The sequence below is a fragment of the Streptantibioticus silvisoli genome, from assembly GCF_027947535.2.
Taxonomy (GTDB): Bacteria; Actinomycetota; Actinomycetes; order Streptomycetales; family Streptomycetaceae; genus Streptantibioticus_C; species Streptantibioticus_C silvisoli.
This window is the reverse complement of record NZ_JAAGKO020000004.1, coordinates 223,901-244,921: the sequence shown is the minus strand read 5'-3', so window position 1 is coordinate 244,921 and position 21,021 is coordinate 223,901. Positions and strand designations below refer to the sequence as shown.

The window sequence follows — 21,021 nt, the reverse complement described above, 5'->3', positions numbered from 1 at the left end:
AGGGGTGCAGCCGATCGAGTCCTGGTCATGACCCGCTCGCTTGGTTCAGTCGGCTGGCTGAGTGCTGCCCAAAACCATTCCTACACACGGAGGAGAGAAATGTCCGGATCTCAGTCCAGGTGGACCGAAGTAACCGTCCGGATCGAGGAGAACGGCCCAGAGAAGGTCGCGGAATACGAGGACGGACACTGGACAGCCGAGAGATCTTACACCGTCCGCGTGGAGCGCTGTGGCAGCCCGGGTACCAGCGCTCCTGACTGCTGATCTCAGCCGGGGACGACAGCCGCACCCCGCGTGTTCATAATGGCCGCGTTGGGAGCCGGACGGAGAAGGGGTGGGTGCGGGTGAGCGGGACGGTGTGGGGTGTGCTGTGGGGCGTGGTGGTCGTCGGGGGGTGGGCCGGGGCTCAGGTCAGGGGGGCGTTGAAGACGCGGCACGAACGGCGGTTGGAGCGGGAGGCCGTGGTGGAGCGGCGGCAGCAGGCGCTGGAGGCGGCGCGGCGGCCTCCGGAGCCGGTGTGCGGATGCACGCACCACCTGGCCAAGCACGACAAGCAGGGCAAGTGCCATGAGGACGTCGAGGCACCGGTGGAGTGGGACGCCGACCGCAAGCCGGTGAGGTTCGCCTCCCGGCCCTGCACCTGCCAGCAGTACGTCGGCCCGCAACCGCTGCCCACCCTCTACGCCCAGGAGCTCACCGACCTGGACTGACCCGCACCGCCGCGTTCCCGCCACCCCGGCCACCGCGCGCAGCGGCCCGCGTCGGCCTCGAAGCGTCACGACGTTCCACGGGAAGGGGTTCGCGGCGACGGCGAGCGTGCCGGGGGCCGTGCCGGCGACCGGTGGGTTGATCGGGGGCCACGGGACCGCCCGCGGACGCGCAAGCGGCCGCCGGGCGGAATCACGCCGACCACCACCGGCACAATCACCGCGCGGGAACGACCCCGGACCGCCGAACCCGGCACCACCGCCGCACTCACCGGGCTCCACGCGGCCGCCTTCGCCAGTACGCCCGCAACCGGCCGCCAGGCGGAATCACGCCGACCACCACCGGCACAATCACCGCACGGGAACGGCCCCGGACCGCCGAACCCGGCACCACCGCCGCACTCACCGGGCTCCACGCGGCCGCCTCGCCGGTTCGCGCTCGCCGGCCGGGAAGCTCGGCGCCCGCCCCCGGTCCTCACCGCGCCCGCGGCCGTGGCCGTCGCCCGCGCCCGCGCCCGCGCCCGCACCTCCTGGGCCGTCGCCGAACCAGCCGCCCCCGGGTCCACCGGCGCCGCCGCGTCCACACGCCAACGGGCCGCCCGCAGGAATGAACGCGGGCGGCCCGTTGACGTACGCGGTGGTCCCGGCGGCTAGACCGTCACGCCGTGGTCGCGCAGCCAGCCGATCGGGTCGACCGGGGCGGCGCCGGAGGGGCGGACCTCCAGGTGGAGCGAGGGTCCGGAGGCGTTGCCGGTGGCGCCGGCGCGGCCGATGACGTCGCCGGTGAGCACCCGGCCGGAGGTCTTCACCATGGACGACAGGTTGCAGTACCAGAGCTGGGTGCCGTCGTCGAGGGTGAGCACGATGCGGTAGCCGTAGGAGCCCGCCCAGCCGGCCGCGGTGATCGTGCCGGAGTGGACCGCGACGGCCGGGGTGCCGGTGGGCACGGCGAAGTCCTGGCCGGCGTTGGACGCCGCCCACGGGGAGCCGGCGGCGCCGAAGTCGCCGGCGCCGTCGACCGCGCAGCACACGACGGGCTTGACGTAGCTGGCGGCGAGGGCGGCGAGCCGCTCCTCCTCGGCGCGGGACGCGGCCTCGGCGGCGGCGAGTTCGGCGGCCTCGCGGCGGGCGACCTCTTCCGCCTTCTTGCGCGCGGCGGCGTCGCGGACCTTCTGCGCCGCGGCCTCCTTCGCACGCCCGGCGGCCTCCACGGCCGCCTTCTCCCGCTCGACCGCGGCGCGGGCCTGGAGCACGTGGTTGACGATCCGCAGGCGCAGCAGCTCACCGGGATCGGTGAACGCCGGCTCGGCGGGCGCGGCCTCGGTGAACCCCGGCTCGGCGAACGGCGTCCGCGCGGGCACGGAATCGGCGACGCCCGCTTCCGGGAAACCCGGTTCCGCGAAACCCGGTTCCGTGAGCGTGAGGTCCGGGAAGGCCGGGCCGGCCAGGCCCGGGTGGGACGGGTCCGCGGCGGCGTCGGCGGGGTCCATGACGACGGCGGCGACCGTGGGGCGCTGCTTGGGCACCCACGTCATCATCGTCGTCTCGTCGAAGGAGGCGATGGGGGGCATGGCTGGTGCGATCGCTTCGGCGACCGCCGAGCCCGACTGGTTCGACGCCACGAGTAGGCGTGCTCCTTTCCTTCCCTGAGGCTGACCGGGTTAGCTGACGGGTTCGGAGGAGGAAGGTCTCCTACGGGCGCTCTCTTGACAGCAGATCGCCCGATTCACCCCACAAAGACGGGTCCCCGGTTCCCGCAACGCGCGGGATTAGGCCTTGCGTTATCGAACGGTAATAGACATCGGGCGCTCTTTCCAAGCCGTACGCCCAAAAACCACACCCGCACGTCGTGTCTCCTTGCTCACGCCCGTCCTGAGCCTCCACGCGCGCCGCGCGCCCCCGGTTCCCGGCGCACTCCCCCCGGATGCCTCGACCGCCCCCGCCCTGGCCGACGTTTCGTCACTTTCCGTAGCGTGTCGGTTGGTTGGCGGCCCGAACTCGGGGAATCTCCCCTGGTGGGCAACCCGTTCCGAACGGCGCAGCACGGAAAGGAGGCGACAGGCATGACCGTGCGTGGTGTGGACGTGAGCTCCTACCAGGCTGCCGATTTTCCGACGGCCGGGCTCGGCTTCGTCTTCGTCAAGGTCACCGAGGGGCTGTCGTACGTCAACCCGAAACTGCCCGGGCAGCGCACGACGGCGCGGCAGGCCGGACTCACGACCGGGTACTACCACTATCCGCACATCGCCAACTCGCCGGTGAGCGAGGCCGATCACTTCCTGGGACAGCTCGACCTCGCGGCCGGCGACCTGATCGCGCTGGACTGGGAGTGGTACGGCCAGAAGGTCACCGCCGCACAGGCGCGCGCGTACAAGAAGACCTGGCTCGCGCACGTGAAGTCCAAGGCCCCGCGCCACCGCGTCGGCCTGTACTCGGACCGCAACAACTGGACGACGGTGGACACCGACTCCGACTGCGGCGACTTCCTGTGGATCGCCGACACGACGACGGCCGGCCACCCCCGCATCCGGCACCCGTGGACCTTCCACCAGTACTCCGCCGCCGGCGGGGTCGACCGCGACGTCGCCGACTTCCCCGACGCGGCCGCCCTGCGCGCCTGGGCGGCCGGCACCCCGACCAGCACCACACCCCCCGAGGAGGACGACATGCCCCAGTGGAACGAGGGCCGGGTGTCCGCGGGCCCCGACGCCACCACCGTCGCCGTACCGCACGGCAACGCCTGGCACGCCTACCCCAGCCGGGCTCTCCACCTGGTCTACGACGAGATCGGCGACTCCGAGGCCGTCGCCACCGTCCGCGTGGCCGTCCACAACGGCACCGCCTGGACCCCGCCGACCGAGGTCAAGGTCACCGCCGGCGGCGGCGCCGCGGACGTCGACTTGACCAGCTCCGACGTCAAGGTCAGCCTTCAGACGGCGAGTTCGGGGGTGAGCTACGCCATTGAGACCTACTGACGGCGCCCGGGGCGCCGCCGGACCGGAGGACGCCCGCCGATGACCACCGCACACGACGGCACGCCGCACGAGGCCGCCGGCCACGGAACGGACGCCGCGTTCCCGCTGGCCGGACGGGTCGCCCTGGTCACCGGGGTGAGCCGGCGCGGCGGGATCGGGTTCGCGGTCGCGCGGCGGCTGGCGGGGCTGGGCGCGAGCCTGTTCCTGCACCACTACGCGCCGCACGACGCCGCGCAGCCGTGGGGCGCCGACCCCGACGGCCCGCGGGCGCTGGCGGACGCGGTGACCGCGGCGCTCACCGGCCCCGAGGCCGGCGTGCGCGAGGCGGGCGCCGACCTGACGCTGCCCGGCGCGCCGGAGGCACTGCTCGACGCGGCCGGGGCGGCGTTCGGCCACGTCGACATCCTGGTGTGCAATCACGCCCGCAGCGGCGGTGACGGGCCGCTCGGCACGCTGGACGCCGGGATGCTGGACGCGCACTTCGCCGTCAACACCCGCTCGTCGCTGCTGCTGACGCAGGCGTTCGCCGCGCGGCACGACGACACCCGGCCCGGCGGACGGGTCCTGCTGCTGACCTCCGGGCAGGACCTGGGCCCGATGCGCGACGAGATCGCCTACGCGGCGGCGAAGGGCGCGCTGGCGTCCATCACCCCGACGCTCGCCGACCAGCTGGCCGACCGCGGGATCACCGTCAACGCGGTCAACCCCGGCCCGGTCGACACCGGTTACGCCACCGGCGCGGAGCACGAGGCGGTACGCCGCCGCTTCCCCGCCGGCCGCTGGGGCACCCCGCAGGACCCGGCCCGGCTGATCGGCTGGCTGGCCACGGACGACGCCGCGTGGATCACCGGCCAGGTCATCAACTCCGAGGGCGGCTTCCGCCGGGGCTGACGGAACGGCTCCGCCGGGGCGGGGCTCCTCCGCGGCGAGGACTGCTGGGGTGCGGCTCCTCCGGGGGCGGAGGCTGCTGGCGGCGGGGGCCGCCGGCGGCGCGGTGTGCGGCCCCGGCGCCCCGACCGGCCGCTCCGCCGCAGCCCCCGCACCCCGCACCCCGACCGGCCGCGCCCCCTCCCTCCCCTTCCCCCACACCGCCCATGGGGGATCATGTCCCCACCAAGCAGCCGTGCGGGGACGATGTCGGGAGGACCGTTGGGTTCGGTGCTTCCCGGTTTCCTGCCCATCTGGGCGATCGCGGCCCTGGGCTGGTTCGCCGGGCGGTTCAACGTGCTCGGCGCCGACGCGCAGCCGGTGCTGGGCCGGTTCGCGTTCAGTTTCGGGATGCCGGCGCTGATCTTCATGACGCTGGCGGGCTCGCGGTTCTCCGAGGTCGCCAACCCCGGTGTGCTGGCGTTCTGCTGCTCGCTGGTGGTGGTCTTCGCGGTCGGCCTCGCCCTGAGCCGCTGGGTCTTCGGGCGGCGCCAGGCCGAGCAGTCGATCAGCGCGATGGCCGCGGCGTACGTCAACTCGGCCAACCTCGGCATCCCGGTGGCGTTGCACGTGCTGCACGACACGTCGTTCGTGGTGACCGCGGCGCTGTTCCAGCAGTTGATCGTGACGCCGACGATCCTGGTGCTGATCGACCTGGACGCCGGCGCGGGCAGCGGCCCGCCGTGGGGGCGGCTGCTGCGGCTGCCGTTCCGCAATCCGATCATCGCCGCGTCGGCGGCCGGTGCGGCGGTCTCCGCGCTGGGATGGCACGTGCCGGACCTGGTCGGCTCGCCGCTGCGCACGCTGGGCGACGCGGGCGTGCCGGCCGCGCTGATGGCACTCGGCATGTCGCTGCACGGCCGGCTGTGGCCACCGCCCGGCACCCGGACGGAACGGTTCACGCTGGTCGCCCTCAAGGTCGCCGCGCAGCCGCTGGTCGCCTACGCGCTGGCCCGCTGGGCGTTCGGGCTGCACGGGCACCTGCTGTTCGCGGTGGTGCTGTGCGCGGGGCTGCCGACCGCGCAGAACGCGTTCATCTTCGCCACCGAGTACGACCTGGACACCGACCTGCCACGCGACGCGGTCCTGCTGTCGACCCTGCTGTCCATGCTGTCGCTGTCCGTCATCACCTGGCTGCTGGCCTGACGGGTCCGGGCGCCGTCAACCACCTTGCGCAGCAACGGTGTTGATGGGCCCATCAGGGGCCTCATCGGAAAGGGAGAACTGGTGGGCCATCAGGGGCTCGAACCCTGAACCAATGGATTAAAAGTCCACTGCTCTGCCAGTTGAGCTAATGGCCCGCACACGCAGCATAGCCGGGCGCGGGCGATGCTTCGATCGCGTATCGGCGGTCGCGGCGTGGCGGAGGCCGGCGCGGGGGCCGGCGGACCGGGCCGGGCCGCGGGGAGCGTCACCGGCGGGCCGAAACGCCGCAGGCCCGGCGACCGGATGGTCGTCGGGCCCGCGGGGTGTGCCAGGTCAGCCGTTGCGCTTCCAGCGCGGCTTGTCGGCGCGGCGGTCGAAGGACCGGGGCGCGCTGCCGGTGCCGGCGGTGCCGGCCGCGCCGGTGGCCGGGCCGCGGTGGTCGTCGTGCCGGCCGTAGGCCGGGCGGCGGTCGTCACGGTCGCGGTTGAACGCCGGGCGCTCGTCGCGGCGGTCACGGTTGAACGGACGGTCGCCGCCGCGGTGCTCGCGGCGCTCGCCGTTGAACGCGGGACGGCGGTCGTCACCGCCGCGGTCACGGTTGAACGCCGGGCGCTCGCCGTTGCGGTCGCGGTTGAAGGCCGGGCGGCGGTCGTCGCCGTTGCGGTCGCGGTTGAACGCCGGACGGCGGTCGTCACCGCCGCGGTCGCCGTAGGACGGGCGGCGGTCGTCACGGTCGCGGTTGAACGTCGGACGGTCGTCGCGGTCGCGGTTGAACGCGGGGCGGCGGTCGTCGCCGTTGCGGTCGCGGTTGAACGCCGGGCGGCGGTCGTCACGGTTGCGGTCGCCGTAGGAGGGGCGGCGGTCGTCACGGTTGCGGTCGCCGTACGACGGACGGCGGTCGTCACGGTCGCCGTAGGACGGACGGCGGTCGTCACGGTCACGGTTGGCGGAAGGACGGCGCTCGTAGTTGCCGCGCTGGTCACGACGCTCGACGCGCTCGGCCGGCGCGGTGGCCTGCGCCGGGATCTCGACGACCGGCGCCGGGGCGGCGGCCGGGTCGACGGTGCCCTCGGCGGCCTCGGTGCCGTCCGCGGTGGCGACCGGGACGGTCTCGCCGCGCTCGCGGGCGGCGCGGGCGGTCAGCCGCACGGCCTCGTCGCGCAGTTCGACGGCGCGGCGCTGCACCTTCTCCAGCTCCCGGGTGAGGTCGGCGACCTCACGCTCGGCCTGCTGGGCGGCGTTGGCCGCGGCGTCCGCCTGGACCTCGGTGAGGGACCGGGCGCCGGTGATCTTGGCCACGTCCTCGTCGAACGCGCCGGCGCCGCCGACGATGTGCCGGGAGGCGTCCACCCCGGCATCCTCCATCAGGCGGAAGATCGTCTTGCGCTGGTGCGGCAGGGCGAGCGAGACCACGGTGCCGGACTGGCCGGCCCGGGCGGTGCGGCCGCTGCGGTGCAGGTAGTCCTTGTGGTCGCCGGCCGGGTCCACGTTGAGGACCAGGTCGATGCCGTCGACGTGGATGCCGCGCGCGGCGACGTCGGTGGCGACCAGGACGTTGACGTAACCGTCCTTGAAGTCGGCCAGCGTGCGGGTGCGGGCGCCCTGGGTCATGCCGCCGTGCAGCGCGTCGGCCCTCACCCCGGCGTCACGCAGCTGCTCGGCGACCCGGTCGGCACCCATCTGGGTGCGGACGAAGATGATGGTGCGGCCCTTGCGGGCGGCGATGGCGGCGGTGACCGGCGCCTTGTCCTTCGGCTTCACGATGAGCACGTGGTGGGTCATCGTGGTGACCGCGCCCTGCGCCGCGTCGACCTCGTGGGTGACCGGGTCGACCAGGTAGCGCTTGACCAGCGAGTCGATCTCGTTCTCCAGCGTGGCGGAGAACAGCAGGCGCTGGCCGCCGGCCGGCACCAGGTCGAGGATCTCGGTGACCTCGGGCAGGAAGCCCATGTCGGCCATCTGGTCGGCCTCGTCGAGCACGGCGATCTGCACCCGGTCCAGCGCGCAGGCGCCGCGGTCGATCAGGTCGCGCAGCCGGCCCGGGGTGGCGACCAGGATGTCGACGCCGCGCTCCAGGGCGTAGATCTGGTTGGCCATCGAGGTGCCGCCGCAGACCACCTTGAGCTTCAGGCCCAGCAGGTCACCGTAGGGCTGGAGCGCGTCGGAGACCTGCATGGCCAGCTCGCGGGTCGGGGTGAGGATGATGCCGCGCGGGCGGTGCTTGTCGGTGTGGCCGCCGGACAGCGTGGTCAGCAGCGGCAGGCCGAACGACAGCGTCTTGCCGGAGCCGGTACGGCCGCGGCCCAGGATGTCCTTGCCGGCCATCGCGTCCGGGATGGTGGCGGCCTGGATCGGGAACGGGGTGGTGACACCGTTCTGCGCAAGCTTGCGCACGATGCCGTCGGGCAGCCCGAGGTCGGAGAAGGTCACGGTCGGCTCGGCAGGCGCGGCGGCCTCGACGATCTCGACGACCTCGGCGTCAGCGGCGTCCGCCGCGCTCTCGGCTTCCGCAGCGTCCTCGACGACCGCGGCGGCCGGCTCGGCGACCTCGGCGTCAGCGGCGGCCAGCTCGACGGGGGCCGCGTCGGCGGTGTGCTCGGGGGTCTCGGTGTGCTCGACGTCGGTCACGTCGGCGGTCTGCTCGACAACGTCGGCGGTGTCCTCGGAAACGGACATGGCGGAACGGTCGGAAACGTCAACAGGCATGCGGAAGCTGAACCTCTCGGAGACTCGGCACGCGCCAGCTCCGCGGATTCGCATACAACCGCCTCAATGCGGTCAGCCACAGGAGAAAAGGAACGCGCCACACGGCGCGCTTCGGTATCGGCGCCGGGCATTGGGGTCAAACGATCTATTAGCATACGCACCCCGGTCCCCACACTCCAAATCCCCAGGCCGCAGCCCCGGGCCGGCCCGCCGTCAGCACCGCCGGCGCCGACGTCAGCACCGGCATCAGCACCGACATCAGGGCCGACATCAGCACCGCCGGCGCCGACCTGAGCACCGGCATCAGCGCCGTCCACCATGCCGCAGCCCCGGCGAACCGTCGCCCGCCGAGGGTGTGGGATCGGTCACCGGCGGCGCGGTCGGCGTCGGCGTCGGGGTGTCACTGGCCACCGGCGGCGGCTCGTCCGGCGCGCTCGGGCCCGCCGGAACCGTCGGCGTCACCGGCACCCCCGGCGGCTCCTGCGCCTTCGGGGCGGTCGGCGTCACCGGCGGGCGGCGCCCCGCGGCGGGGGACGGCCAGGTCGAGGCCGCCGCTCCGGACGACGCGGCCGGCGAGATCTCCGCCCGCCCGCCGCCGGCCGGCACCGGCAGCGTGTCACCCACCGGCGCCGTACCGCCCGCCCGGCCCTTACCGCTGTTCCGCGCGGCCCCGGACGACGCGCTCGGCACCGGGGAGCGCCCCGGCTCGCTGAACCGCATGCACCCCACCGCCCCGGACGCCATCACCACCACCAGCGGCGCCGCCAGCAGCGCGGCCCGCACCCGGGACCGGGCACCTCGTGGATCGGGCACCGCGCCGGGGCCGGCGGAACCGGCGGTGCGGGGCGGGACGCCGGGAAGCGGCGGGCGGGCGGGCGCGGCGGGCGGCGAAGACGGGGTCACACCTGACCAACGCGCCCGCCCCCGCCCAGGACACGCCGGACGGACCGCCGGATCGCCCGGGAGGCACCACACCGGTGCCGGCCGGGAGGCACTGGCCGGCCGGCGGAGCGGTGCGGTGCGGGGCGTCGGGCGGAGCGGTGCGCACCGGAGCGGCGGGCGGAGCGGAGCGGCGGGCGGCCACCCGCAGCCGGGGGCGGCCACCCATACCCGTGAACCCTCACCCGTACCTGCGGCCCCTCACCCGCAGCCGATGACCCCTCACCCATACCCGAGGGCGGTGAGGTGGTCGTCGTCGATGCCGAAGTGGTGGGCGATCTCGTGGACGACGGTGGTCTCGATCTCGGCGGCGGCGCGGTCGCGGCTGTCGCTCATCCGCAGGATCGGGCCGCGGTAGACGGTGATGCGGTCGGGCAGCACTCCGGCGTACCACTCACCGCGCTCGGTCAGCGGCGTGCCCTCGTACAGCCCCAGCACCTCGGGACCGGACGGGTCGGGCTCGTCCTCGGCGAAGACGGCGACGTTGTCCATCAGGGCGGCCAGTTGCGGCGGGATGCGGTCGAGGGCCCGGCCGACCAGCTCCTCGAACTCCTCACGGGACATCTCCAGCACACGGTCATTCTTCCCGTTCCCGGGCCCGCGACCCGTGCTCCCGCGCGCGGGACGGGAATCGTTTTGGCGTTCGCCCGGGGCATCCCATATGCTTCTCACGTCCCCAAGGCGGTCATCCGCTAAGGCGGGCCAATTAGCCCTCATCGTCTAGTGGCCCAGGACGCCGCCCTTTCAAGGCGGTAGCACGGGTTCGAATCCCGTTGGGGGTACGCAACACCATGTGCGAGACTCGTCTCGCACAAAGCTTGGTCCTGTGGAGCAGTTTGGAGTGCTCGCCACCCTGTCAAGGTGGAGGCCGCGGGTTCAAATCCCGTCAGGACCGCTGCGGCTGGGTAGCTCAGTTGGTACGAGCGACCGCCTGAAAAGCGGTAGGTCGCCGGTTCGACCCCGGCCCCAGCCACCGCACGACGAAGGCCCCGTCCCCGGACGGGGCCTTCGTCGTTCCCACGCCGTTCCGGCGTTCCCCTTTTCCTTCCCCCGGCCGGCCGGGGGAAGGCACTCGTACGAGTGACCCGACACCCCCGGAGGGACCGCTTCCGCATCCCGGGAGGGAAACCCGTTGGCCCGTCCGGCGGCCGGGGTGAGATCCTGGAGGCCGTATGTCCACTCCGCCTGCTCCCTCCGCCCTGGCCGGCCTGCTGGCGCGGCTGCCCGAACTGACCTCACGCGATCAGCAACGGCTCGGACGCCGCCTCGAAGGCGCCCGGAAGATCCGCAAGCCCGAAGCCCGCGAGGCCGTCTACCAGGAGATCGGCGCGCAGTTCGACGACGCCGAGAAACGGGTCGCGCTGCGCCGGTCCGCCGTGCCCGCGATCAGCTATCCGGAGTCGTTGCCGGTCAGCAGGAAACGGGACGAGATCCTCGCCGCGATCCGGGACCACCAGGTGGTCATCGTCGCGGGCGAGACCGGGTCGGGGAAGACGACCCAGATCCCGAAGATCTGCCTGGAGCTGGGCCGCGGGATCAAGGGGCTGATCGGCCACACCCAGCCGCGCCGGATCGCCGCCCGCACGGTGGCGGAACGGATCGCGGAGGAGCTGGACACCCCGCTCGGCGCGGCGGTCGGCTGGAAGGTGCGGTTCACCGACCAGGTCGGCGACTCCACGCTGGTGAAGCTGATGACCGACGGCATCATGCTCGCCGAGATCCAGACGGACCGTGAGCTGCGGCAGTACGACACGATCATCATCGACGAGGCGCACGAACGCAGCCTCAACATCGACTTCATCCTCGGCTACCTCGCCCAGCTGCTGCCCCGCCGGCCCGACCTGAAGGTCGTCATCACCTCGGCGACCATCGACCCGGAGCGGTTCTCCCGGCACTTCGGGAACGCGCCGATCGTCGAGGTCAGCGGCCGCACGTATCCGGTGGAGGTGCGGTACCGGCCGCTGCTGGAGGAGGGCGGCCAGGGCGGTTCGGCGGCCGACTTCAAGGACAGCGACCGCGACATGGTCACCGCGATCTGCGACGCGGTCGACGAGCTCCAGGCGGAGGGGCCGGGCGACATCCTGGTCTTCCTGTCCGGCGAGCGGGAGATCCGCGACACCGCGGACGCGCTGGAGAAGAAGCAGCTGCGGCTGACCGAGATCCTGCCGCTGTACGCGCGGCTGTCGCACGCCGAGCAGCACCGGGTCTTCCAGGCGCACACCGGCCGCCGCGTGGTGCTGGCCACCAACGTCGCCGAGACCTCGCTGACCGTCCCCGGCATCCGGTACGTCATCGATCCCGGCACCGCCCGCATCTCGCGCTACAGCCACCGCACGAAGGTGCAGCGGCTGCCAATCGAGCCGGTCAGCCAGGCCAGCGCCAACCAGCGCAAGGGCCGCTGCGGCCGTACCTCGGACGGCATCTGCGTCCGGCTGTACAGCGAGGACGACTTCCTGTCCCGGCCGGAGTTCACCGACGCGGAGATCCTGCGCACCAACCTGGCCTCCGTCATCCTGCAGATGACCGCGGCCGGGCTCGGCGACATCGCGCGTTTCCCGTTCATCGACCCGCCGGACAGCCGCAACATCAAGGACGGCGTGCAGCTGCTGGAGGAGCTCGGCGCGCTGGACCCGACGCAGAAGGACGCCCGCAACCGGCTGACCCCGGTGGGCCGCAAGCTGTCGCAGCTGCCGGTCGACCCGCGGCTGGCCCGCATGGTGCTGGAGGCGGACCGCAACAACTGCGCCCGCGAGGTCATGGTGATCGCCGCCGCGCTGTCCATCCAGGACCCGCGCGAACGCCCGTCCGACAAGCAGGCCCAGGCCGACCAGGCGCACGCCCGGTTCAAGGACGACAGCAGCGACTTCCTCGCCTTCCTCAACCTGTGGCGGCACCTGCGCGAGCAGCAGAAGGCGCTGTCGTCCTCGGCGTTCCGCCGGATGTGCCGCAGCGAGTACCTCAACTACCTGCGGATACGCGAATGGCAGGACATCTACAGCCAGTTGCGCACGGTCGCGCGGTCGATGGACATCCACACCAACGACGAGGACGCCGACCCGCAGCGGGTCCATCTGTCGTTGCTGGCCGGGCTGTTGTCGCACCTGGGCCTGAAGGACACCGAGAAGAACGAGTACTTGGGCGCGCGCAACGCCAAGTTCGCGGTCTTCCCCGGCTCGGCGCTGTTCAAGAAGCCGCCGCGCTGGGTGATGTCGGCGGAACTGGTGGAGACCTCCCGGCTGTGGGCGCGGGTCAACGCGCGCATCGAGCCGGAGTGGGTCGAACCGCTGGCCCAGCACCTGGTCAAGCGGACCTACAGCGAGCCGCACTGGGAGCAGAAGCAGGCCGCGGTGATGGCCTACGAGCGGGTCACGCTGTACGGCGTGCCGATCGTCGCGCAGCGCAAGGTGAACTACGGCCGGATCGACCCCGAGGTCTCCCGCGAGCTGTTCATCCGCAACGCGCTGGTGGAGGGCGACTGGCGCACCCATCACCAGTTCTTCCACGACAACCGCAAACTGCTCGGTGAGGTCGAGGAGTTGGAGCAGCGCGCCCGGCGCCGGGACATCCTGGTGGACGACGAGGCGCTGTTCGACTTCTACGACGAGCGGCTGCCGCAACACGTGGTCTCCGGCGCCCACTTCGACTCCTGGTGGAAGCACAAGCGGCACGAGGAACCGGAGTTGCTCAACTTCGAGCACTCCATGCTGATCAACGAGTCCGCGGAGACGGTCAGCAAGGACGACTACCCCGACTCCTGGCGGCAGGGCCGGCTGAAGTTCAAGGTGACGTACCAGTTCGAACCGGGCGCGGACGCGGACGGCGTCACGGTGCACATCCCGTTGCAGGTGCTCAACCAGGTCACCCCGGACGGCTTCGACTGGCAGATCCCGGGGCTGCGCGAGGACCTGGTCGTCGAACTGATCCGGGCGCTGCCCAAGCCGATCCGGCGCCACTACGTGCCGGCCCCCAACCACGCGAAGGCGTTCCTGGCCCGCGCGGTGGCCGGCCCCGATCCGCTGCCGGCCGTGCTGGCCCGGGAGTTGCACCGGGCGGGCGGGGTGGCGGTGCACCCGGAGGACTTCGACCTGTCGAAGGTGCCCGAGCACCTGAAGACGACGTTCCGGGTCACCGACGAACGCGGCCGCAAGGTGGCGGAGGACAAGGACCTGGAGGCGCTGAAGCTGCGGCTGAAGCCCAAAACCCGCGAGGCGATCTCCAAGGCCGCCGACAGCCACGGCATCGCCCAGCGCGACGGGCTGACCGACTGGACCATCGGCGCGCTGCCGCGGGTGTTCGAGATGCGGCGCGGCGGCCACCCGGTGAAGGCGTACCCCGCGCTGGTCGACGAGGGCGCGTCGGTCGCGGTGCGGCTGTTCGACACCGAGGCGGAGCAGTCCGAGGCGATGTGGCGCGGCACCCGGCGGCTGATCATGCTGCTGCTGCCGTCGAACCCGGCGAAGTTCGCCCAGTCCCAGCTGTCCAACGCGGCGAAGCTGGCGCTGGCCCGCAGTCCGCACGGCAGCGTGCAGGCGCTGTTCGACGACTGCGTGACGGCGGCCGCCGACAAGCTCATCGCCGTCCACGGGGGTCCCGCCTGGGACGAGGAGGGCTTCCGCAAGCTGTTCGACCGGGTGCGGGCCGACCTCACCGACGCCACGGTGGCCGCGGTCTCCCGGGTCCAGCAGGTGCTGGCCGCCTGGCACTCCTGCGAGCGCCGGCTGAAGGCGACCACCAGCCTGGTCCTGATCGCCAACCTGACCGACGTCAAGGAGCAGCTGGCGGCGCTGATCCGTCCGGGTTTCGTCAGCGCCGCGGGCGTGGGCCGGCTGCCGGACCTGCTGCGGTACCTGATCGCCGTCGACCGCCGGCTCCAGCAGATGCCGTCCGGCGTCCAGCGCGACACCGCCCGGATGGCGAAGGTCCACGAGATGGCCGCCGAGTACGCGGACCTGCTCGCCGCCCTCAAGCCCGGCCGCCCCGTGCCGCCCGAGGTCCGCGAGATCCGCTGGATGCTGGAGGAACTGCGCGTCAGCTACTTCGCGCACGCCCTCGGCACGTCGTACCCGGTCTCCGACAAGCGCATCCTGAAGGCGATCGACGCCGCCTGGCCCTGACCTCCCCGGGGCCGCTGACCGGCCCCGGAAGCCCCCGGGTATCCAGTTCGACCCGGGGGCCCGAGCTGCTGTAGAGTCGTGCACGCAACGAAGCGAACGCCCTCCGGGGGTTCGCCGAGAGCCTGGTCCTGTGGAGCAGTTTGGAGTGCTCGTCACCCTGTCAAGGTGAAGGCCGCGGGTTCAAATCCCGTCAGGACCGCCAGTTGTGAACGATGGCCCGTAGCCCGCAAAGGCTGCGGGCCTTCGCCATACCCACCGCGAGGCAGTTGGGCCGAGAACGATCCGGGCCGAGGCCGCGCCCGGCGGCAGAGCCGCCCGTTGTGAACGATGGCCCGTGAGCCGCGACGGCTTCGGGCCATCGCCGTACCCACCTCCAGCCGACCGGGCCGAGAACGATCCGGGCCGGGGCCGCGCCCGGCGGCGGAGCCGCCCGATCGACACAGCAAATCCCGTCAGGACCGCCAGTAGTGAATGAAGGCCCGTAGCCGCCAAGGCTCCGGGCCTTCGTCATACCCACCGCCAGCCGACCGGGCCGAGAACCATCCGGGCCAGGGGCCGCGCCCGGCGGCGGAGCCGCCCGATCGACACAGCAAATCCCGTCAGGACCGCCAGTAATGAACGAAGGCCCGTAGCCGCAAAGGCTGCGGGCCTTCGCCGTACCCACCGCGAGGCAGTTGGGCCGAGAACCATCCGGGCCGGGGCCACGCCCGGCGGCGGAGCCGCCCGTTGTGAACGATGGCCCGTGAGCCGCGACGGCTTCGGGCCATCGTCATATCCCCGGAGCAACCCGATCGCGTTCGCGGCCCGCCACGCCTTCCGCGTTCCGCGTTCCGTCACCGTTCCCGAACCGCCGGCGGCCGACGCACCCGCATCCCTTCCGCGTTCCGCCGACGCCCCAACCCGCCGGAGGCCGACGCACCCGCACCCCTCGCACCTCCCGCCGCCACCCCGAACCGCCGGAGGCCACCGCCCCGAACCGCCGGAGGCCACCGCCCCCAACCCCCCGCTCCCCGGCTGCCGTTGGCATGCGTCCGTCCCCGTTCGGCCGGCCGCAGGGCAACACCCGGGTGGGGGAAGCCCTGTACGGGCGTCTGGGGGCCTTGAGGGGCTTCGGGGGGACTGGGGACCGTATGGACGTGACGAGGCCCACAGGGGGCCGTTGGAACGGACGCAGGGGTGGAATCGTCAGGCGGCGTGGGCAGTCTTGACGGGGGCGGGGGGTGCGGGTACCCCTGGCGAGGGGCAACGGACGCGGCCGGAGGGCGGTGCAGGCGCATGGCGAACGATGCGGAACGCGGGCGGGCCGGGAGCGCGGAGCCGGTCGCCGGCGGGCCGGCGCGAGACCCGGGGCCGGTTCCGGGCGACCCGCCCGCCGCCGCCGCGGGCCCGCGGCCGGCGAGCCGGCACGAGACCCGGGCGCTGCTGCGGGCGCATCTGTCCGCCGCCGCGGGAAGCGGCCCGCACCTGACCCGGCACTGTGGCACATGCCACCGCCTGTTGCGGCTGGCGCTGGAGGCACGGGAGAGGCGTTGAGCCCAATACCGGAAATAACGCCCGATGGGCAAGAGTTGGCCAAGTGACGGGCGTCACGTAAAGACTTCGCAAGGCGGGGGAACCAGCCGAGCCCCGAGGCCTCGTCAATTTAATATGTGAAATTGCACTCTTCGGCACACAAAAAAGCGATCGCGCCGGACCCGGCGGAGTCCGGCGCGATCGAAGCGGCAGCCCTGATGGGGACAGGGGACCTGAGCACGCGATGGGCGGTCGTACCCGGCTGGGGGACCCGGCGAACCGCCCGGTGGTGTGGTTTTGCGGTGGGACATGGTGTTACGTGGTGCTGCTGGGCATTGCCCGGTGTTACGCACTGCCCCGAACTGCGCGGGGTCAGCTCTCAGTGCGCTGCTGCGGGATACCCGCGAGCAGAGCCCTGACCTCCGCCTCGCGGTAGCGACGGTGGCCACCGAGCGTGCGGATCGACGTGAGCTTGCCGGCCTTGGCCCAGCGAGTGACCGTCTTCGGGTCAACGCGGAACATGGTGGCGACCTCAGCGGGGGTCAGCAGCGGCTCGGCATCTGGGGTGCGAGCGGTCATGAGCGGCCTCCTCGGGAGAACCGAACCATCACGGTTCATTCCTCTAAATTCTGCACCTTGACCCGCGTTGCCCGAAATGGCGGACGCGAGCCGAGTCGGTAATAGGACGAACGGCTTGTCCTCGGCACTACAACTACACCATCTGTCCAGCCGGAGCGGCCAAACCGATGGAATTGCCCCTCAGGTGTTCAAGCTCGGCGGATGCCGATGGACCATGCCATAACGGACAGTCACCCGGGCGTGACGATCAGTCACAGCGTGATCAAGACGGTGCGACCGCCTCTGGAACACGCAAGTTGTCCTATTTTGGCATGAGGGTTGGGTATGAGCGCAAGAGTGCTAAACGTGCTCTCCGTCACCTTCGACCCGTTGGTCCGAAAACGGCGCATGGGAACGCACCGGATCCGGACCCTGCTTACCCCGGGATAAGCGTTGGGTAAGGGTACACATCGCCCGCCCCGGGGACGAACCAGAGAACGGCCGCCGAAGCCAGGTCTAGCTGGCGAACTGGAGATCGCGCACCGCGCGCCAGCGCTCGGCCAGCCGGGTGTACGCCTCGCCGGCCGCGTCCGAGTCGCCGTCCCGCAGGGCCGACAGAGCCGTCGTGACGTCCGCGGCGCTGCGGTCGTCACGCAGACCGCTTTCCGGGATGACGTGTACCAAACCCCCGTAATCCAGCTCGACCAGGGAGCGGGGGTGGAACTCTTCCAGCCATCGGCCGACGTCCACGAGGTCGTCGATCATCGGGCTGTCCTCCATGGTGTCGCGCAGCACGCGCAGCCCCCTGGCCACCCGGCGGCGGGCCTGCACCATCGCGGCGCGGTAGCGCAGCGAGGGCGCGGGGCGCTGTTTACGGTCACCTTCACCTGAGCTATCCGGGACCTCGATCACGTCGCCGGACGGTGCGAAGAGCCGCTCGCCGTCGTCGAAGAGCACGAACCAGCGCACCGGCACGTGCCAGGTCGCCGAGCGGATCCACGGCCGCGCGTCGGGATTGCGCTCCCGCCAGCGCTCGAAGTCCTCGGCCGCCTGCCGCCGCACCAGGGGCGGCAGCACCGCGTCCAGCACCGGGGCCGGCCACTGGTCGGTCAGCTCCTCCATCGCCAGCCAGCCGCGCAGCCGGGTCCGCCACGGGCACACGTGCAGCACGCCGTCGACCAGCGTGACGAACGCGTCCGGGCTCTCGCGCACCGGGACCGGGACCGGCGGCACCGGGACCAGGTCGGCCAGCGCCTGGCGCAACTCGTCCTGCGCGGTGCGCGGTTCACCGGCCACCGAGGCCGCCGCGTACCGCTGCCAGTGGCTGCGTTCCCGCTCGGGGAAGGCCGCGAGCGGTTCGTAGACCCGCAGATACGACGCGTACGGGATGGCCGCCGTCGACAACCCTGACAAGCCCACTCACCGCTTCCTGGTCGCCGGTCCGTGCACGGTCCCGCCCGCCTGCCGTCTCCCCCTGTCGTCCCCCGCGAACCCGTTCCCGAATCAGGGGACACGCACAGGTACGCCGCATCGTCCCACGGGCGTCACCCGTCCGGGAGAGGTACCCGCCGGCACGTGGGCCGGAACCGGCCATGGGGCCTACGCTGTCGTCACCAGGCCCTCCCCACCCTCCTGGAGGGCGCACCTCTCCTCGGGAGTCACCACCGTGACCGACGTACCTCCACGGGAATCCGTGGTCTCCAAGCTGTTCCGATCGGAGCAGGGCGGGCACGAGCAGGTCGTTCTGTGCCAGGACCGGGCGAGCGGGCTGCGCGCCGTCATCGCCCTGCACTCCACCGCGCTGGGCCCCGGCCTCGGCGGCACCCGGTTCTTCCCGTACCCGAGTGACGACGCGGCCGTCGAGGACGCGCTCAACCTCGCCCGCGGCATGAGCTACAAGAACGCGCTGGCCGGGCTGGACCACGGCGGCGGCAAGGGCGTCATCATCGGCGACCCGGCCACCGACAAGACGCCCGAACTGCTGCGCGCCTACGGCCGTTTCGTGGCCACCCTGGGCGGCCGCTACGTGACGGCGTGCGACGTCGGCACCTACGTGGCCGACATGGACGTGGTCGCCACCGAGAACCCGTGGACCACCGGCCGCTCCCCGCAGAACGGCGGCGCCGGCGACTCCTCGGTGCTGACCGCCTACGGCGTCTTCCAGGGCATGCGCGCCAGCGCCAGGACCCTGTGGGGCGAGCCGACGCTGGCCGGCCGCCGGGTGGGCATCGCGGGCATCGGCAAGGTCGGCCACCACCTGGTGGAGCACCTGCTGGCCGACGGTGCCACCGTGGTGGTCACCGACGTGCGGGCCGAGGCGGTCGCCGCGGTGTGCGAGCGGCACCCCGGGGTGGAGGTGGCCGACGGCACCGGCGCGCTGATCCGCGCCGGCCTCGACGTGTACGCCCCCTGCGCCCTCGGCGGCGCGCTGAACGACGACACGGTTCCCGTGCTCACCGCCACGGTGGTCTGCGGAGCGGCCAACAACCAACTGGCCCACCCGGGAGTGGAGAAGGACCTCGCCGACCGCGGGATCCTCTACGCGCCCGACTACGTCGTCAACGCCGGTGGCGTCATCCAGGTCGCCGACGAGCTGCACGGATTCGATTTCGACCGGGCCCGGGCCAAGGCCGCGAAGATCTACGACACCACGCTGGCGATCTTCGAACGCGCCGCGGCCGACGGCATCCCGCCGGCCGCCGCCGCCGACCGGCTGGCCGAGCAGCGGATGGCCGACCGCACCCCCGCCGAGAGCTGGCTGCGGCCCACCGTGGCATGACGCGGGTGACCCGTACCACGCCCCGGCCGCACCCTGCTGGCAGAAGAAGGTAAAATCACAGCTGACCAGCCAGGACAAGGTCTTCGATGGTGTCTGTCTCGACGCGCGTCATGCGGGCGACGTACCGTGCGAGCGCGGAAGCAGGTACCGTTGAAGCCTTACGGACCGGTCTTCGCCATGAAGGCCGATTCATATCAGATACGCGTGTCAAGACTCGGGGCCGTCGAGCCCCGCCGTTGAGGGGGTCGAGCCATGGGGCGCGGCCGGGCCAAGGCCAAGCAGACAAAGGTCGCCCGCCAGCTGAAGTACAACAGCGGCGGAACAGATCTCTCACGTCTGGCCGAGGAGCTGGGCGCATCGTCGAGCCATCCGGTGAAACCACCGGAGCCGGTTGAGGACGATGAGCTGGACAATGACGACGACCCGTACGCACAGTACGCGGATCGCTACAACGACGAGGACGACGACGACGAGGACTCCGAGCCCTCGCCGCAACGCCGTCGCGCTTGACGCCTCTGTCTCGTTCACCCGGTCCGGGCCCCGCCCGGACCGGGTTTCGTCGCGCCCGTGCGGCGTGACGTCCGGTTACGAGGCGTAGTCGCCGGTCATGGTGACCGCTTCGGCGGTCCGGTCGGTGACGGTGCCGGCCACCCAGGCGTCCACGCCGCGGTCGGCGAGCACCGCCAGCGCCACGTCGGCCGCCTCGGCCGCGACGACGGCGATCATGCCGACGCCCATGTTCAGCGTCTTCTCCAGCTCCGGGCGGGTGACCTCGCCGAGCGAGCCGACCAGGGTGAAGACCGGGTCGGGCGTCCAGCTGCCGCGGTCCACCACGGCGGTCAGGTGGTCCGGCACGACCCGGGCCAGGTTGGCCGCCAGGCCGCCGCCGGTGACGTGCGAGAAGGCGTGCACCTCGCAGGCGCGGGTGAGGGCCAGGCAGTCCAGCGAGTAGATCCTGGTGGGCTCCAGCAGTTCCTCGCCCAGGGTGCGGCCGAGTTCCGGTACCTCGCGGTCCAGCGCCCAGCCGGCCCGGTCGAAGACCACATGCCGTACCAGCGAGTACCCGTTCGAGTGAAGTCCGGAAGACGCCATGGCGATCAGCACGTCACCCGTCCGGATGCGGTCGGCGCCCAGCAGTTGATCGGCCTCGACCACGCCGGTGCCGGCGCCGGCCACGTCGAACTCGTCCTGGCCCAGCAGGCCGGGGTGCTCGGCGGTCTCGCCGCCGACCAGCGCGCAGCCGGCCAGCACGCAGCCCTCGGCGATGCCCTTGACGATGGCGGCGACCCGCTCGGGGAAGACCTTGCCGACGCACACGTAGTCGGTCATGAACAGCGGTTCGGCACCGCAGACCACCAGGTCGTCGACGACCATGCCGACCAGGTCGTGGCCGATGGTGTCGTAGACGCCCATCCGGCGGGCGATGTCGACCTTGGTGCCGACGCCGTCGGTGGCCGAGGCCAGCAGCGGGCGCTGGTACCGCTTGAGGGCGGAGGCGTCGAACAGCCCGGCGAAGCCGCCGATGGAGCCGACCACCTCGGGGCGGGTGGCCTTGCGGACCCACTCCTTCATCAGCTGGACGGCGCGGTCGCCGGCCTCGATGTCGACGCCGGCGGCCGCGTAGGACGCGCCGCCGCCCGTTGTCTCAGACATGGCAG

At 72.3% G+C, this 21,021-nt stretch carries 14 protein-coding genes, 5 tRNA genes, 1 pseudogene and 1 riboswitch; of the genes and pseudogenes, 12 read left to right on the top strand and 8 right to left on the bottom strand.

Translation table 11 applies throughout. The features are described from left to right. Nucleotides 1–344 precede the first annotated feature (344 nt). The gene (locus tag POF43_RS05110; protein WP_372515839.1) at nucleotides 345–710 is read left to right on the top strand and encodes a hypothetical protein; all 366 of its coding nucleotides are present in this window, start codon (nucleotides 345–347) and stop codon (nucleotides 708–710) included. 647 nt (nucleotides 711–1,357) lie between these two features. On the opposite strand, the gene POF43_RS05105 is transcribed toward POF43_RS05110, so the two are convergent. Next, nucleotides 1,358–2,329, bottom strand: a complete 972-nt coding sequence (locus POF43_RS05105; RefSeq protein ID WP_271325256.1) for a M23 family metallopeptidase — start codon at nucleotides 2,327–2,329, stop codon at nucleotides 1,358–1,360. A gap of 13 nt (nucleotides 2,330–2,342) precedes the next feature. Further along, nucleotides 2,343–2,493: riboswitch (cyclic di-AMP (ydaO/yuaA leader) on the bottom strand. Between the two features lie 277 nt (nucleotides 2,494–2,770). Between POF43_RS05105 and POF43_RS05100 the strand changes: the two genes are divergently transcribed. The 3 genes from POF43_RS05100 to POF43_RS05090 all read left to right on the top strand — a co-directional run bounded on the left by POF43_RS05100 (nucleotide 2,771) and on the right by POF43_RS05090 (nucleotide 5,755). Continuing rightward, nucleotides 2,771–3,682, top strand: coding sequence for a glycoside hydrolase family 25 protein (locus tag POF43_RS05100; protein ID WP_271325257.1), 912 nt, complete (start codon nucleotides 2,771–2,773; stop codon nucleotides 3,680–3,682). A gap of 39 nt (nucleotides 3,683–3,721) precedes the next feature. After that, complete coding sequence (locus POF43_RS05095; RefSeq protein WP_271317686.1) at nucleotides 3,722–4,573, top strand: SDR family oxidoreductase; 852 nt, start codon at nucleotides 3,722–3,724, stop codon at nucleotides 4,571–4,573. A gap of 267 nt (nucleotides 4,574–4,840) precedes the next feature. After that, nucleotides 4,841–5,755: an AEC family transporter gene (locus POF43_RS05090; protein ID WP_271315566.1), complete on the top strand. Its 915-nt coding sequence runs from the start codon at nucleotides 4,841–4,843 to the stop codon at nucleotides 5,753–5,755. Nucleotides 5,756–5,834: 79 nt separating this feature from the next. Here the strand turns inward: POF43_RS05090 and POF43_RS05085 are convergent. From POF43_RS05085 to POF43_RS05070, 4 genes are all read right to left on the bottom strand, one after another. Continuing rightward, a tRNA-Lys gene (locus POF43_RS05085) sits at nucleotides 5,835–5,910 on the bottom strand. 178 nt (nucleotides 5,911–6,088) lie between these two features. Next, complete coding sequence (locus POF43_RS05080) at nucleotides 6,089–8,431, bottom strand: DEAD/DEAH box helicase (RefSeq protein WP_271325186.1); 2,343 nt, start codon at nucleotides 8,429–8,431, stop codon at nucleotides 6,089–6,091. 333 nt (nucleotides 8,432–8,764) lie between these two features. After that, nucleotides 8,765–9,274, bottom strand: coding sequence for a hypothetical protein (locus POF43_RS05075; protein WP_282704426.1), 510 nt, complete (start codon nucleotides 9,272–9,274; stop codon nucleotides 8,765–8,767). Between the two features lie 348 nt (nucleotides 9,275–9,622). Next, the gene (locus tag POF43_RS05070; RefSeq protein ID WP_271324857.1) at nucleotides 9,623–9,973 is read right to left on the bottom strand and encodes a metallopeptidase family protein; all 351 of its coding nucleotides are present in this window, start codon (nucleotides 9,971–9,973) and stop codon (nucleotides 9,623–9,625) included. A 136-nt stretch (nucleotides 9,974–10,109) separates the two neighbouring features. Between POF43_RS05070 and POF43_RS05065 the strand changes: the two genes are divergently transcribed. The 6 genes and pseudogenes from POF43_RS05065 to POF43_RS35095 all read left to right on the top strand — a co-directional run. Further along, a tRNA-Glu gene (locus POF43_RS05065) sits at nucleotides 10,110–10,182 on the top strand. 38 nt (nucleotides 10,183–10,220) lie between these two features. Then, nucleotides 10,221–10,295 (top strand) — tRNA-Asp (locus POF43_RS05060). Between the two features lie 4 nt (nucleotides 10,296–10,299). Beyond that, nucleotides 10,300–10,373: transfer RNA gene (locus POF43_RS05055), tRNA-Phe, on the top strand. 199 nt (nucleotides 10,374–10,572) lie between these two features. Next, nucleotides 10,573–14,514, top strand: coding sequence for an ATP-dependent RNA helicase HrpA (gene hrpA, locus POF43_RS05050; RefSeq protein WP_271315564.1), 3,942 nt, complete (start codon nucleotides 10,573–10,575; stop codon nucleotides 14,512–14,514). A 124-nt stretch (nucleotides 14,515–14,638) separates the two neighbouring features. After that, nucleotides 14,639–14,716, top strand: a tRNA-Asp gene (locus POF43_RS05045). A gap of 1,196 nt (nucleotides 14,717–15,912) precedes the next feature. Beyond that, nucleotides 15,913–16,038, top strand: a pseudogene (locus POF43_RS35095) (DUF6274 family protein); the annotation flags it as partial. A gap of 360 nt (nucleotides 16,039–16,398) precedes the next feature. Here the strand turns inward: POF43_RS35095 and bldC are convergent. Together bldC and POF43_RS05030 are read right to left on the bottom strand one after the other, a co-directional pair. Continuing rightward, complete coding sequence (gene bldC, locus POF43_RS05035) at nucleotides 16,399–16,605, bottom strand: developmental transcriptional regulator BldC (protein ID WP_109448844.1); 207 nt, start codon at nucleotides 16,603–16,605, stop codon at nucleotides 16,399–16,401. Between the two features lie 495 nt (nucleotides 16,606–17,100). After that, on the bottom strand, nucleotides 17,101–17,997 hold the full coding sequence (locus tag POF43_RS05030) for a DUF8083 family protein (protein ID WP_271322926.1): 897 nt from the start codon (nucleotides 17,995–17,997) through the stop codon (nucleotides 17,101–17,103). Between the two features lie 253 nt (nucleotides 17,998–18,250). On the opposite strand from POF43_RS05030, the gene POF43_RS05025 reads away from it, so the two are divergent. Continuing rightward, a complete protein-coding gene (locus tag POF43_RS05025) occupies nucleotides 18,251–19,363 on the top strand; it encodes a Leu/Phe/Val dehydrogenase (RefSeq protein WP_271313867.1) in 1,113 nt (370 codons plus the stop codon). A 252-nt stretch (nucleotides 19,364–19,615) separates the two neighbouring features. Beyond that, the gene (locus tag POF43_RS05020) at nucleotides 19,616–19,873 is read left to right on the top strand and encodes a DUF3073 domain-containing protein (protein WP_271313868.1); all 258 of its coding nucleotides are present in this window, start codon (nucleotides 19,616–19,618) and stop codon (nucleotides 19,871–19,873) included. A 75-nt stretch (nucleotides 19,874–19,948) separates the two neighbouring features. Here the strand turns inward: POF43_RS05020 and purM are convergent, their stop codons facing one another. Beyond that, entirely contained in the window at nucleotides 19,949–21,016 is a 1,068-nt protein-coding gene (gene purM, locus POF43_RS05015) for a phosphoribosylformylglycinamidine cyclo-ligase (protein WP_271313869.1), read from the bottom strand. Between the last annotated feature and the right edge of the window lie 5 nt (nucleotides 21,017–21,021).